At 43.1% G+C, this 15,314-nt stretch carries 11 protein-coding genes; 1 reads left to right on the top strand and 10 read right to left on the bottom strand.

Annotation, left to right across the window (positions count from 1 at the left end):
• Positions 1–86 precede the first annotated feature (86 nt).
• Positions 87–3,536: a hypothetical protein gene (locus tag QZZ41_RS09600; RefSeq protein WP_295071033.1), complete on the top strand. Its 3,450-nt coding sequence runs from the start codon at positions 87–89 to the stop codon at positions 3,534–3,536.
• Between the two features lie 138 nt (positions 3,537–3,674).
• On the opposite strand, the gene QZZ41_RS09595 is transcribed toward QZZ41_RS09600, so the two are convergent.
• The 10 genes from QZZ41_RS09595 to QZZ41_RS09550 form a co-directional block, all read right to left on the bottom strand.
• On the bottom strand, positions 3,675–4,094 hold the full coding sequence (locus tag QZZ41_RS09595; RefSeq protein WP_295071030.1) for a DUF6465 family protein: 420 nt from the start codon (positions 4,092–4,094) through the stop codon (positions 3,675–3,677).
• A gap of 19 nt (positions 4,095–4,113) precedes the next feature.
• On the bottom strand, positions 4,114–4,389 hold the full coding sequence (locus QZZ41_RS09590) for an HU family DNA-binding protein (protein WP_028518446.1): 276 nt from the start codon (positions 4,387–4,389) through the stop codon (positions 4,114–4,116).
• Positions 4,390–4,806: 417 nt separating this feature from the next.
• Positions 4,807–7,404 (bottom strand): ATP-dependent chaperone ClpB, encoded by a 2,598-nt coding sequence (gene clpB, locus QZZ41_RS09585; RefSeq protein WP_295071026.1) that lies wholly within the window; start codon positions 7,402–7,404, stop codon positions 4,807–4,809.
• Between the two features lie 51 nt (positions 7,405–7,455).
• Positions 7,456–8,100, bottom strand: coding sequence for a hypothetical protein (locus QZZ41_RS09580; RefSeq protein ID WP_295071024.1), 645 nt, complete (start codon positions 8,098–8,100; stop codon positions 7,456–7,458).
• Between the two features lie 496 nt (positions 8,101–8,596).
• A complete protein-coding gene (locus tag QZZ41_RS09575; protein ID WP_295071021.1) occupies positions 8,597–10,105 on the bottom strand; it encodes a carbohydrate-binding domain-containing protein in 1,509 nt (502 codons plus the stop codon).
• 93 nt (positions 10,106–10,198) lie between these two features.
• Positions 10,199–10,942 (bottom strand): DUF4956 domain-containing protein, encoded by a 744-nt coding sequence (locus tag QZZ41_RS09570; RefSeq protein ID WP_295071018.1) that lies wholly within the window; start codon positions 10,940–10,942, stop codon positions 10,199–10,201.
• Between the two features lie 3 nt (positions 10,943–10,945).
• Positions 10,946–11,752, bottom strand: a complete 807-nt coding sequence (locus tag QZZ41_RS09565) for a polyphosphate polymerase domain-containing protein (RefSeq protein WP_295071015.1) — start codon at positions 11,750–11,752, stop codon at positions 10,946–10,948.
• A 439-nt stretch (positions 11,753–12,191) separates the two neighbouring features.
• Positions 12,192–13,004: an AraC family transcriptional regulator gene (locus QZZ41_RS09560; protein WP_295071013.1), complete on the bottom strand. Its 813-nt coding sequence runs from the start codon at positions 13,002–13,004 to the stop codon at positions 12,192–12,194.
• Positions 12,973–13,491, bottom strand: coding sequence for a DNA-3-methyladenine glycosylase (locus tag QZZ41_RS09555; protein ID WP_295071010.1), 519 nt, complete (start codon positions 13,489–13,491; stop codon positions 12,973–12,975). The genes QZZ41_RS09560 and QZZ41_RS09555 overlap by 32 nt, the downstream gene beginning before the upstream one ends.
• A gap of 2 nt (positions 13,492–13,493) precedes the next feature.
• Positions 13,494–15,245: an NFACT RNA binding domain-containing protein gene (locus QZZ41_RS09550; RefSeq protein WP_295071007.1), complete on the bottom strand. Its 1,752-nt coding sequence runs from the start codon at positions 15,243–15,245 to the stop codon at positions 13,494–13,496.
• Between the last annotated feature and the right edge of the window lie 69 nt (positions 15,246–15,314).

Raw genomic sequence — 15,314 nt, 5'->3', positions numbered from 1 at the left:
TTTTTTCTAAAAAAATGTGAGAGTTTATTTATCCTGTCCCGTCTAAGTAATAGAAAGCATGAAAATTTACAAAGGAGGTATTATTTATGCTATTCAAAAAAATATTATCCATCACACTTGCAGCTGCAATGTCAGCATCAATGATGTCTGCTGCACCCACGATCACAAACACATCAGTAGCTGTAGCCGCTGACTCAGCAGAACAAGCTGAAATGGCAAAGTGTATGCTCTGCCATAAGGAAGTCCCGAAAAGCGAAATACACGTTGCATCAAACGGCTGTTCCGCTTGTTACGACTGCTATCCCGCAGCTTCATGCTGCTTCCCCACACTATCCGCAAAAGTTCATGGTACGATCACTGCTATCGACAACGACTCAGTAACTTTCGACACAGCAGGAAAATTCTTCTTCAATGCTCCTCTTGAATTACAGCATCTCACCAACAAGCTCGGTCACGAGCCCAAAGTCGGCGAAGAGCTGTATTTAGAGTATAATTATCAGAATACACCTGATAATAAAAATAACCATTATATAGTATCTTTAAAAAGTATAAGCAACGAAAAACCTGATAAGAGTTTTTCAGACAGCTGTCAGATGTGCGGCAAGATCTTCGACATATATGATCTGGAAGAAACATCTTTTGATCATTATTTATATTACTGCCACGAATGTGCAGACGAAAGCTTCCCCGAAGAAGGCAAAGAAATATCCGTCAAGGACGAAGTGATCTGGGTAACAGGAAAATTCTTCTGCTTAAAGGACAACGGCATATTCAAGCTTGCAGACGGAGTATCATCAGATGCTTTCAAGGAAGGAAATGTAGTCGAGGCTACTTTTACTTATAAAAAGAACAAAACTCGTAAGATAACAAACATCAAAAAGGCAGCTGTTGTCGGTACTGCCGACACCGAAACAGGATATGAGATCAGAAAAAATGATATGAATTCTATATATGATACCATAGAGTACATTGATGACGATGTTATTATAGTAGATGACCTCGGACCTGTTTATTTAACAGGCGATTATACCGAGAAAGATCAGGAAATACTCTCATCTCTGAAAAAGGGCGATATCGCTGATATGCTGTTCAATTGCTTCTGGCATGAATCCAACATATTCCTGACAGGTATCGTTAAGGCCGATTACGCTGTAAAACGTCCTGTTTTCACTACAGCTCCCGATCCTTCGGTAACAACAACTACTACGACAGTTGTTACTTCACATACTGAGGATTATAATACAGTAATCACAGGCAACTTTGACCGCATTGAAGGAAAAAAGCTTTACATGAACAACGGTGAAGACGTATACACTCTCGAAAAGGAAAGCGACGTTTCATGGTTTGCAAATGTTCAGAAAGGCGATATGGTCACAATAAGTGTAGTTTCTACTTATATGACTTTCAACTATATCAGGTCTGTCAGAGCCCTTGTTGATCATTCCTTATACTCAGGAACTCACACTGTAAACCCTAATGCAAACGTAACTACCACAACGACCGCATACTGGAAAAAATATGGACTTTCTGTAGGTTCATATCCGACAAAAGTTGAATACAATATCGGTGAAGAGCTTGATCTCTCAGGCGGCATGGCTTATGGTACAGTATATGATTCACACGGAATGCACGGAGATACTTTCCAACAGCCATTTGACTCCAAGTATTTCAAAATAGATGATTCTGAATTCGACAACACAAAGCCCGGTATCTATACTATTTATATTACATACGGCGAAGGCGAAGGAATGGCTAAGGACTATTATCAGGTAAAAGTCAATGCTTCATCTTCTCAGCCTGTAACAACTACTATGATCACAACTACGTTAACTGCTCCGGTAACAAGTGTAAAAGAATATGACCGCACATCGTTCAGAGGTACTTTCGACAGCTATGCTGATTGTGGCAGCTATAAGGAGCTTTATCTCAGCGGCGGTATAAAATACACTTTAAGCTCTCTCCGCCTCGAAGACGGTCTTTCGGAAGAAAAAGTCACTGAAATACTAAAGAGCCTCAATAAGGGCGATAATATAATAGTAACTGCTAATCAAAGCTATATGGCTGTAAACTATCTCTATGATATTTTCAGCATTGATCTATATTCTGTTACAACTCACTATAACCCGAGCCCTACCACAACAGCTGCTGTATCTTACCCTTACGGCGGTACAAATAACGAAGTTCCCGACCATTCAACAACATATACAGAACCTGAAGTATGGATGTACGGTACAGGCGTTGACCATTTCAAGAGCATAAAGACTATCCCTACAAAGACTATCTACGACGAGGGCGAGTCACTTGACTTCAGCGGTCTTGTTATCAACGCTTACCACAGCGTAAACAGACATTCAAACAAGGGCAATTTCGATACACTTATTACTGACTACGTATGGAGTGTTACAAACATTTATCCTCAGTACATCAAGATAGAGTCACTTGACGGCAAGACTTCTGTTTCAGCCGATGAGTTCAGCAAACTCAAGGGCGGTGCTTATATCGTAAAGATAGGTACAGAGGGCTTCTTCAAGTGCCAGGTAAATGGCGAATCTTACGACAAAACTGTTTACGATACACAGGCTGTTGATTTTTCTGTAATGGTCTATATAAATTCAGCTAAAAAGCCTGCAAAGCAGGTAAAGATAAGCAACGCTGAGGTAACAAACTTCACTATCGGTTCAGAAAACGGATTTATTATAAGCAAGATCGGTTCTTACACTATTAACAACAGAGAAAGTATGCTCGGAAACAGCAGTGCTGACACAGATCTCCGCAAGGGCGATATAGTTTCAGGCGATATCTATGTTGATCCTGATACAAATACTATCATTCGCGGCGAACTTGAAGTAAGCAAATATACCGGTGATATCGGTGATGCCAATGTGGACAGCTCACTTGATATGGGCGACGTTGTTCTTATAATGCAGTCTCTTGCAAATCCTAACAAGTACGGCGTAAACGGTACTGATGAAAACCATATCACAAAGAGAGGATCTGCTCTCGGCGATATTAACGGCGGCGGTCTCTCAACTCAGGACGCACTTGCAATACAGCGCATACTCCTCGGTCTTGACCCAAAGCCAACATCAGGTAATAACGACAGCACAAATAATACTGAGCAGACTGTAGTTACATCAGTCACTACTGCTGCTGTCAAAGAGACTTCAACAACTACAACAACTGTACCAAATATGCACCCGACATATGAGTTCAAGGAAGTCAAATCCTATCCGACAAAGACAGTTTACAAGCAGGGGGAAGATCTTGATTTCGATGGTCTTGAATATATCGCAACATTAAAGTACGGTACAAACGAAGAAACATTTAAAGGATTATTTTATTCAAGTGAGTCGGGAAAACCTATATATACAGTAACTGACAGCAACGGAAAAGTGTATAGTGCAGATGATTTCAAGACACTTCCAGCAGGTGAATATACATTTAATTACAAAGGATGCACAGGTCATTATTATGCATATACTTTATGCAATAACGTAAGTATCTCCTTTAAGGTAACTATCGAAAGCGCAGTATAAGCTGATGACATAATAATTTACACAAGATCTGGGATAAAACAGAAAACATGATATAGTTAAAAGGCTCTCCGTATGGAGAGCCTTGTTTATGTCCTCAGGGCGCAAAAAAGCTCCGCATAAAGCGGAGCTTTTCAATTCTTAGAAAAGATCAAAATTGCCGAATATGTTATCGTCGATAACGTAATATACCTTGTTGATCTCAGGTCTTACGTATACAACAACGCTCTTAGCAGACTTTACTCCGGCAACAGCCTTTGCTTTATCAATGAGGTCTGTACCTGCAACTTCAGCACCATTGTACTGAATGAATACCTTTCTCTCCTCAGCTGTTTCCTTCTTTGCAGCAGGCTTCTTAGCAGCTGGAGCCTTCTTCTCAGCAGGCTTCTTAGCAGCAGCTTTCTTCTCAGCAGGCTTCTTAGCAGCTGGAGCCTTCTTCTCAGCAGGCTTCTTAGCAGCAGCCTTTTTCTCAGCTGGCTTCTTGGCAGCAACAGCCTTCTTCTCCTCTACAGGAGCAGCTGTCTCAACTACTTTTGTTTCTGCAGTCTTCTTCTCCGGCATGATAATATCCTCCTTAGAATTACTTGTTTACAGCGTTCTTGAATGCCTGACCAGCCTTGAAAGCAGGAGCCTTTGAAGCTGGAGCTGTCATCATCTTCTTTGTCTGAGGATTGATTACCTGCTTCTCCTTACGGTCACGTACTTCAAATGTTCCAAAGCCTACGATTGAAACCTTCTCTCCGCTTGCGAGAGCATCTGTAATTGTTGAGATGATAGCGTTTACAGCAGTCTCTGCATTCTTCTTTGTGAAGTCTGCCTTGTCGGCAACTGCACTGATTAATTCGGTCTTTGTCATAATTTTATCCTCCATAAATAAGATTTTACAATTGAATTATATACCCTTTGTGATTATTTGTCAAGTAATTCATAAAAAAATGACAAATCTACCTATATTTGGCTGTATACCGCCCCATTTTTATTCAATTCCGCCATAGAATTTGCCTATTTTCCGTTAAGAACTGCCTTGTTAAGCATTTATCATTTTACTTTTTGTATATTATATCTAAAATATTCCGAAATATACACTGAAATCAGCCCTTTGAAGGTAAAAAAATCAACGTTTTCAGCACTGACTTTCTAAACTTTTTGTGAACTCGCGCTAAAATACACGGTTTTCAACATATTTATAAGAATAAATTGAAGAAGCACCCCCGAAAAGAGCATAAAAATGCCATAGTATCTCTGCGGCTCAGAAATACTATGGCTTGTTATTTTAGTCTGCTGTAAGTTTTCCGTTTGCGTCGATATCGATGTCGATAACATCGCCTGCGGAAAGATTGCCGCCTATGATACGCTTTGCTGCAAGAGTCTCAACGTTGCGCTGGATAAATCTTCTCAGCGGTCTTGCACCGAAATTCGGGTCGTAACCACATTCAACGATGTAATTCTTAGCCGCATCGCTTACATTTATACGTATGTGCTTGTCGTCAAGACGCTTCTGAAGGTCTGCAAGCATAAGGTCAACTATCTTGATAATCTCTGTCTTAGCCAGCGGCTTGTAGAAGATTATCTCATCAAGACGGTTAAGGAACTCAGGTCTGAACTGTGTTTTCAGCAGTCCCTCCACCTGTGAACGAGCTTCGTCAGTTATCTCGCCGTTTTCGTCTATGCCCTCAAGGATATACGGTGAACCGAGGTTTGAAGTAAGTATGATTATGGTATTCTTGAAGTCAACTGTCCTGCCCTGTGAATCGGTGATACGTCCGTCATCAAGGACTTGCAGAAGAATATTGAATACATCAGGATGAGCCTTTTCTATCTCATCAAATAGTACAACGGAATATGGCTTTCTGCGGACTGCTTCCGTAAGCTGACCGCCCTCATCATAACCGACATAGCCTGGAGGCGCACCAATGAGTCTGCTTACGCTGAATTTCTCCATATATTCGCTCATGTCGATACGGATAATATTTCTCTCGTCGTCGAAGAGTATCTCGGAAAGTGCCTTTGCAAGCTCTGTCTTACCGACACCTGTAGGTCCGAGAAAGAGGAACGAGCCGATAGGTCTGTCGGGTGCCTGTATACCTGCACGAGAACGCAGGATAGCTTCACTTACCTTTGTAACTGCCTCGTCCTGTCCGATGACTCTCTTGTGGAGAAGTCCTTCAAGTCCAAGTATCTTTTCCTTTTCGCCCTCCATGAGCTTTGATACGGGGATACCTGTCCAGCGACATACGATCTTTGCTATCTCGTCCTCAGTTACCTTGTCACGGAGCAGTCTGCCGTTCTCGACATCATGTTCAGCCTGCTTTTCAAGCTCTTCAAGCTGTTTCTGGAGCTGCGGCAGCTTGCCGTATTTAAGCTCGGCAGCCTTGTTGAGGTCATATTCACGCTCTGCCTTGTCTATCTCACCGCCTGTCTTTTCGATCTCCTCACGGAGCTTCTGAACTGCGGAGATATCGTTCTTTTCGTTCTCCCACTTTGCTTTCATGCTGTTGAACTTCTCACGAAGCTCTGCAAGCTCTTTCTGTATCTCTTCAAGGTGTTCCTGAGAGATATTGTCACTTTCCTTTTTCAGTGCAGCTTCTTCAATTTCAAGCTGAACTATCTTACGTGAGATCACATCGAGCTCGGTTGGCATTGAGTCCATTTCCGTACGGATAGTTGCGCAGGCTTCGTCTATAAGGTCGATAGCCTTATCAGGCAGGAAACGGTCTGTAATATAACGATTTGAAAGCATAGCAGCAGATATAAGTGCATTATCGCTTATCTTAACGCCGTGGAATACCTCGTAACGCTCTTTGAGTCCACGAAGTATGGAGATAGTATCCTCAACGCTTGGCTCGTCCACCATAACAGGCTGGAAACGACGCTCCAGTGCAGGATCTTTCTCGATGTACTGGCGATATTCATTAAGTGTAGTAGCACCGATACAGTGGAGCTCACCTCTTGCAAGCATAGGCTTCAAAAGATTGCCTGCGTCCATAGCACCGTCTGTCTTACCTGCGCCGACGATAGTGTGAAGCTCATCAATAAAGAGCAGTATCTGTCCGTTGCTGTTCTTTATCTCGTTGAGGACAGCTTTCAGACGCTCTTCAAATTCGCCGCGGTACTTCGCTCCTGCGACGAGAGCTCCCATGTCAAGTGAGAACACCTTGCGGTCTTTAAGGCTGTCGGGCACATCGCCTGCCACGATACGCAGGGCAAGTCCCTCAGCAATGGCAGTTTTTCCGACACCAGGCTCACCAATGAGCACAGGGTTGTTTTTCGTCTTTCTTGAGAGTATGCGGATAACGTTTCGTATCTCGCTGTCACGTCCGATAACGGGGTCGAGCTTGTTTCTCCTCGCAAGTCCAACGAGCTCCTGACCGTATTTCGTAAGGACATCGTAGGTATCCTCAGGATTTTCACTGGTAACTCTCGTATTTCCTCTGACAGACATAAGTGCGCTGAGGAAGCTGTCACGGGTAATATTAAAGGTGCTGAGCAGCTGAGATACCTCTCTGTCCTTGCTGTCTATAAGTGCAAGCATGAGATGCTCAACAGACACAAATTCGTCCTTCATATTTGAAGCAATACCCTCAGCCGATGTGAGAACTCTGTCACACTCAGCCGAGATACCGATATTGCTGCTTCTGCCGCTTCCTGTTACCTTAGGAAGTGAATTTATCTTCTTTTCTACCTCAGAATCAAAGATATCCTCGTCAATATTCATCTTTTTGAGAAGCTGCGGTATGAGTCCGTTTTCCTGACGGACAAGTCCTGCAAGAAGATGAATTGGTTCGATAACCGAGTTTGAGAGCATTACAGCAATGCTCTGTGCCTTTCTCACAGCATCTATGGATTTCTGAGTCAATTTCTCTGCATTCATATTTATTCCTCCATTCACATTTTCTTTCTTATCAACAAATCATTTTCTTTACTAAATAATATACCTGCCCAGCAGTGCCCGATAATTCTTTTCAAGTATATGCGCACTTTCGCCGAATTCCGACGGAGATGCAAAATAGACTTTCACTGCATGGTCGAGATCCTTGATGTACTCGCCTATTGCCTCGCCCACCTGCTCTCCCGACAGCGTTCCTGTATTTATAAGCCGCCTTGAAAAGCTTCCGTCACCTATCTCGCAGCTGTACTTATTTATACCGAGCTGCTGCAAATATGAGTTTTCAAGCTTTGCACGGTACGCAAAAAAGCTGTGGAACATATCTATAAGCGCAGCACTCTGCGTCCTTATATTTACTCTCAGTGTACCGATGTACTCCTTTGGCGAACGTTCAAGCTCGACCTTATAGTTTATAGTTGGTCTGTACTTGTACTCCAAAGCCGTACGCACTGTCATAAGTGAAGGTGAACGCTGCTCCTGTATGCGGAAGTTGCTGCTCACAAGCTCTGCCACCTGTTCAAATATCTCCCTCATACGCATCTCGGGGGTAACACAGGACAAATGCTCGGCAAGTATCTGATTTATAAGATTTGAGCGGCTCGTTCCCAGTCGGTAAGCCTGTTCGTCCACGGCTTTTATAACATCGTCCATAAGAACGAGGCTGTATACACTTTTTTTCACGGGTACATCACTTCCCTTCTTCATTACATATATATTATCACGGATTATTGAATTTGTCAAGCAGATTATATAATCTTTCACGCAAGTTTCACAATGTAAAAAAAATCCGCTCAGAGGGAGCGGATATTCGACCCAAACGATTTCTCGTTTAGCACTGTGGGTCGAGCCATAGACGATAAGTTAAAACAAATTATTGAGAATAGAAAACATGAAAAAATTACAAATGAAAGGGGTTAGTTTTATTACTTGACAAAACTATTTCTATGGCGTGCAAGTGAACTAATACTCAATATCAAGCACATGAGAGGGGAGGGTACTTGATGTTGAATACCAATAATCTTCATTTGCTGTATTTATTATATTGCATTGTCACGTACTTTACAATATACATTTGTCTACAAAAATATAATAATGTGTACTTTTACTCATTTTTTCATATTTTTTCAAGTTAATTTTATGTAAATAAGTATATATTTATTACATATTTACAGTTGATTTATAATAATTCTTTATTTTTCGTAAATACATTAAGTGTATCATCTACGGTGTACACATCTGTACTTTCACCATTTATCAAAACGTAGAATGTACTGCCTATTGTTATTTCAGGAGCAAGCATTATAAGATTTTTAAACTCTGTAGGCGGAACAAATGTAGCCATCTGTACATCATTGAGAACCATTTCGACAGTGCTGCCGCCTTCAACAGGATCAACAAGATCCATGACAATATATGGTTTCTCCGAATATGAGGGAACAGCCATAACATTTCCTGACGCAAATAAATATCCGCCCGTATAATTGAATGGTCCAACTGAGTATATATAACGTTTTTCTTCTTTATATCCGCCTGATATCATTGTACAACCGCCGTTTATATTCACAGTACCCTTTGATTTGATACCATTTGTACCTGCTTTTATGTTAACTCTACCGCCGTTAACAGTTATGTCATCATGTACGTTGATTCCTGACTTGGCAGACATGATATTATATGTGCCGTTGTCAATTATAACATCGTCATCGCAGGATATGCCATGAGAATTATTTGAAGTTATATAAAGCTCGCCGTTACCTTTAAGTCTTAAAGTATCATTCGAGAAGATAGCTCCGTCGTATATCTTGTTATCGCCGCCGGAAGTAAGGAAATTCGCTGTACCGTCCTTCACCTTGATAGTACACTTTTTAGCCTCATCAATAAGTATAGCAGGTCCGTTTGAGTTTGCTATATCAACGCCGTTGAGCACTATTGTCACCTTATCTGTGGGAGACTCTGTATCAACACAGATATATCCGTTGGACAAGCTTCCTGTAAAGATATAATCGCCCTCAGATGTAATAGTTACTGCCGAGCCGTTAACCTTAACATTGCTGCCCTTTACATTTACCTCACTGCCGAGAGTTACCTCAGCAGTATATTTCATATTATCTTCAATGGTTGTTGGTTCAGAGGAATTATTAGTCGGTGCAGTTGGTGGCTGTGTAGCAGGCTGGGTACTCTGGGTTTGCTCATTTCCGTTGTTTTCACCGCTGCCCTGACCGCTGCCGCCTCCATTATTTCCGCCATTATAGCCGCTGAAACCGCCGCCGTAATAGTTGTTCTGGAAGCCGCCCCACGCATTATTGCCATTGGACTGTCCCCCGTTGTATGAACCGCCGTTATTTGGATTACTGTTACCCCAGAAGTTATTGTTATTCTGCGAATAATTATTTCCGCTCATTGGCGGTGCCGAATTACCGCCCTGAGGAGCATTGCCGTTGGGCATACCTCCCCCGTTATTGCCGTTCTGCGGCATATTCTGACCACCGTTACTCTGTTGCTGCTGTTTATTCTGCTGACTGTCGCCCCAGTCAAGCTTCTTTTGTGAGTTCTTGGTGGTAGTTTCAGTATATACAGTCGGTCTCTGATCTTTGTCCGACTCAGGTACTTCATCTTTTCCGCAGGATATAGTTGTTATCAGTGTTAAAAGTGCAGCAGCCGCTGCAATAAACCTTCTATATTTCATAGCTGTATCTCCTTTTCCAAATATGCAAAATTTGTCAGACCTATAATTAGAGCCTGACAAATTCGCTGGAGAGGGTTTTTAAATTTTTATATATCAGCCTTCGTAGATCTTGTCATCATACTTGAAGAATACGAGGTTGATTGTCATATTTCCGTTAAGAGCACGGAGCTCATCAACGAACTTTTTCTGGTCGATGTTATCAAGAACATCAACGCTGTAGATAAGCTCAAAGAGTGTACCGAAGTTTGTTGTCTTAACTCTTCTGAGCTTGTGGTATGTAGTGTATCTGCCGAGTACAGGCTCAAATACGCCCTGATAATCAAGGTTCTCGGGAATAGCGATCTTGAGAGTCATATGTCTCTTCTTGCAGCCGCCGAAGTCTGTCTCGCTGAGGATAAACATTACAATACCGAGGATAATGAAGAATACAATAGCAAAGCCGATGTATCCTATTCCGCAGGCTGTACCTGCTGCCATTGCGAAGAAGATGTACGCAATATCTTTCGGGTCACCCGCAACGCTTCTGAATCGTACAAGTGTGAATGCACCTGCAAGACTGAGTGCGCCTGCTGTTGTATTGATAAGTAAAAGGATAAGTGAAACGATAGTCGGAAGCATTATCATGGTCAGAACGTAGCTCTGAGAATAACCCTCTTTTCTATGAGTCAGAATGTAGATAAGGCTTATGAGGAAGCCTATTACTAACGCTGCGCCAACACAGAGGAAAAACTCCCCTGCCTTTATAGGACTAAGCACTACATCATTGCCGCCTAAAAACGAATCACTCGACTCATAGTACTTTGAAAGTACATTTCCGAAAAAACCGTGTTCAAACATAAATTATACGCTCCTGTTCATAATGACATTATTTTTGACCATTGAGATGCCTGAAATATAAATCCTTCTTCCTGTCGTCTGCTGAGCACCCTCGATCTGAGTCTTAACAAAATTCTGGTATGCTCTGCCGTACTTTGAGAAGCTGGTCTTGAATATGCCCAGTTCAGACATCTTGCCTACCAGCCAGTCAGGAATAGCGTTTGAGACCTTGACTTCCATAAGTCTCTGGTCTGCGCCGATTATATAATTGCCGTAGCTCTCATAGTTCAATCCAAGATCATAGCGACGCTCAGTTATCTTTCTGTCAAATGTAAGACGGAAATCGTGATCGTACTTTCCGAAGAAAGCCTCGCGCTGATAACTGATGTACTGCTTTGGTGCGATGGGGTAATTGTCAAGGAACACATCAAGCTCTCTGAAAACCTGCTCTGTTATGTACTTATCGAATGCAGGCTTTGTTCTGTCAGCAAAATAAGCATCTGAATCTGCAAGAGTCATTGATACTCTTCTCTTTGTAACAATACCGCCGATCTTTTTCTTTATTTCAAGGAAAACCTTGTCATCGGGCTTTGCAGGTGAATAGTAGCTGCGAAGTCTGATCTTTTCCTTGTAATAAGGCTTTGAGAGGGACTCTCTTATAAGATAATCGTCCGGAGTATCATAGTAGATATTGTAGATACCGTACTCCTTACCGCCTATACAGTAATCATCAGGATTCATATACTCTGATATGACCTCCATCAGTCCGTGATACTGATCCATATTAAGGAGAAATTTAATTTCTTTTCGAGCAAATGTATTGATTGCCATAACTGCCTCCATAACGGATATCTCCGCATGGAGTCTCACACTCCTTTCGTATCATTTGATTACATTATAGTAGCCGTTCCTTAAAATAGTCTTAAGTTTACCACTAATTCACCAAATCTTCATTTCTATTCCACAAAAGGAGAATAAAAGCTGTTTTTCGCCTGTAATACGTCCTTTGCGATTATCATATAATGATTTTTTATTTTGGTTATAAGAATTGCCTTGCAGCTAAATAACAATATTTTGCTTATTTTTGTTGAAATATACTATTATTTTGCCATAGGCATATTGCATTTTTAAGTTAGATCACCCCTTTTGTATATAAAAACAGCAACAATTGAACAATAGTCCGCAATAATTGACAAAAATGCCGTTATTTCGTTGTTTAGCTGCGCATTACTGTTAATAATCTTTGTTAATTGTGAACTATTTTTTAACATCAAAGCTGCTTTCTGTACTTCGTAGGAGTCACTCCAACAGTTTTCTTAAACTGTCTCATAAAGTGCTCTTCATTGTCATAGCCGCACATTGCTGCCACCTGTGATACGGTACAGCCTGTCTCGCTGAGTATCTCCTTGGCTTTTTCTATCTTTCCGCTGATAACATCGGCTATGCAGGACACACCGAAGGTTTCGCGGTAAAGGTGCTGGAAATAGGATCTTGACATATTTACATACGCTGCCATTGTATCAACGTTCCATTTCATCTGAGGATTGCGGTATATCTTTTCTCTCAGCTCTACGAGCAGCCCGTAATGGGGTTCGGTATTCTGTACAGTCGTATCCCTGTTAACTCCCGCATCGCTTATTTTTACGAGAAGTATCCTCATAAGACTGTCAAGCATTTTCAGCCTTCTTGCACCGATAGAATAATACTCCTCGGAAATATTTCTCATAAGTCCGCATATGAACTCTGTATCCGCAAACCTTACCGGACGGTCGACTTCAAGTTCAAGAGAGTCCAGAAAATCTTTCTCGTCCCCTGCGTCAAAGCATATCCAGTCGCATACCAAAGCACATTCATCTGCCGAGCACTCCACCTCGCGTTTACCGCTGCACAGAAAAATCGTATTTGCAGGAAGGTGCATCTCCGCTCCGTCAATAACTACACGGCTCCTGCTCCTTGTAAGCATGAGCATATACTCACTGTCAGCCTGCTTTTTCATCACAGTTCCGCTTTTATATATGGAGTTCCAGCCTGTACAGCGTATATTCACATTATCACTTCCCGTCAGCGATGAACCGCCATTCAATATCCTTCCAGTAGTCGCCTGCGTAATCTATGCCCACACGGGGCGCAGTCCTTATCTTGGGTCTGTAACCGTCATCCTCAAACCATACCTCTTCATTGCCTTTGAGCAGCACACCGTTGAAGCTGCCGTCTATTTGCATTTTTTTGGTAAGCTTTGCAGGTCCGTCAAAACGCTCCCCTGCACGAAGAAGCACGCCCTGCGGCTGATCCTTTTCGCCTGTTATGACATTCATGAGCCAGTGCATACCATAGCAGAGATAAACATAAATGACACCGCTCTCACCATACAGAAGTTCGGTACGCTTTGTACGCCCCTTTGCCGCATGGCAGCCCTTGTCCTCCTCGCCGCGGTAGGCTTCTGTCTCAGCGATACGCTCGCAGAGCTCAGTGCCGTCCGCAAGCCTGTGAACCAGTATCTTTCCCACAAGGTCGGGTGCTACATCAAGTGCATCGCGGTGAAAGAACTCCGCATCAAGTCTCTTGTTCATACTCATACCCTCAGACTCTGTTCAAGCTCCGCGTCAGGCTTCACAAAAGCGGTCTTGTAGTTGGTGAATATTACCTTTCCAGGCTTTGCACCAGCAGGCTTCTTCACGAACTTAGCCAGACAGTAGTCAACTGGAACAAGTCCCGAATTTCTGCCGCTGCTGTTTACTGCCGCTATTATGGCAGCCTCCTCAATTGTCTTGTCAGGAGGAGTTGCTCCGTCAGTGAGTATAAGCACATGAGAGCCTGTAATGAGCTGCGTATGCAGCCATATATCGGACTTTTCCGCAAATTTCAGACTGAGCTGGTCATTCTGCTTGTTATTGCGTCCCACAAGTATGGTAAAGCCGTCACTGGACTTGTATTCTATAGGCGGCAGAGCCTTTGGCGGCTTGGCTTTTCCGCCTGCATAGCGGACATAGCCCTGCTCGCGCAGCTCCAGTCTCAGCTGTATGATATCATTTTCAGAGGTTGCTCTTGTAAGTGAATCAAATACGCTTTCAAGGTACTGAAGCTCTTCCTCGCCCTTCTGTATCTGCACTGCCAGCTTTTCCTCGGCAGTAACTGATTTCTTGTATTCGTTGTAGTAATGCTGAGCGTTCTGTGCAGGTGTTTTCCTCACATCAAGCTCTATGGTCATCTGCGGACAGCTCTCGTCATAGAAATTCTCCACAGTTGCACTGCTGTCGCCCTTCTGAATACGATACATATTAGCCGAGATAAGGTCTCCGCAGAGCTTTGCGTGTTCCTTGTCGGCGCAGGCATCGAGTTCCTCGCGCTGTGCGGCAATACGCCTTGAAGTACGATCGGTAAGGTTCATCAGCAGCTTGAAAAGGTCATTTGCCCGCTGCTTGGTACGGGCTGCCCTGTCACGCTCGGAGTAGAAATAGTCCAGCAGCTCTGAGGCTGTGGGTATCTCCTTGGTGTACATAAGTGTTCCGAACTGTGAAAGGCGGATAAATGAGAAATCTTTCAGCTGTCCTTCCTTGTCGCTTGCAACGGAGAAACAACACTCGCTGTTTTCAAGCTGTCCCTTTGTACGCTTTATGACGAAAAGAAGCCTGTCCAGCTGGTCGCCGTCTATTGTATCGCTTTCAAGATGCGCTCCCCTGCCTGCAAAGAATGCCCACTCACGGGCGAGTATAGGCGAAATGCCCTCGAATATTCGGATAAGAGCCTTTGAAAGCTCCTTAGGCTCGGTACTCCGCAGCCGCGATACTATCTCCTCAGGCTCGGCTGTCAGAAAATTCAGCCTGTCATCGCGCGGCGGCATGGTGTATTTCATTCCCGGAAGCACAAGTCTCTCACGTGACATATCCTCGTCAACTCGCTTGATACTGTCGATGACCTTGCCCTCATGGCTGATGATGACAAGGTTTGAACAGCGTCCCATGATCTCGCAGGCAAGCGTCACCGTGACTACATCGCCAAGCTCGTTGACGCACTCAAAGTCAAGAAAGAGTATTCTTTCCAGTCCGTCCTGCCTTATATCAATGAGCTTACCGCTTCCGAGACGCTTCCTGAGAAGCATACAGAACATAGGCGGAGTCTGAGGATTATCCACGCTGTTTTCGGTGATATGTACCCTCGCACTTCCTGCATTTGAGGAAATATACAGCTTTTTGCTGCCGCTTCGGGTGCGTATGGAAATGATGACCTCCTCACGGGAAGGCTGATGTATCTTTTCTACTCTTCCGCCGATAAGGGGCAGAAGTTCGTTTCTGACTGCATATAAGAAAGCTCCGTCAAGAGCCATAAGATCATTCCTTTGCTATTTTTTATGTGCAGTTCTACTGCTTTCAACTGACTCAGCTATGAGCGTTGA

The sequence above is a fragment of the Ruminococcus sp. genome, from assembly GCF_016283395.1.
The sequence above is the reverse complement of the archived record's forward strand: the minus strand, read 5'-3'. Positions and strand labels throughout refer to the sequence as shown.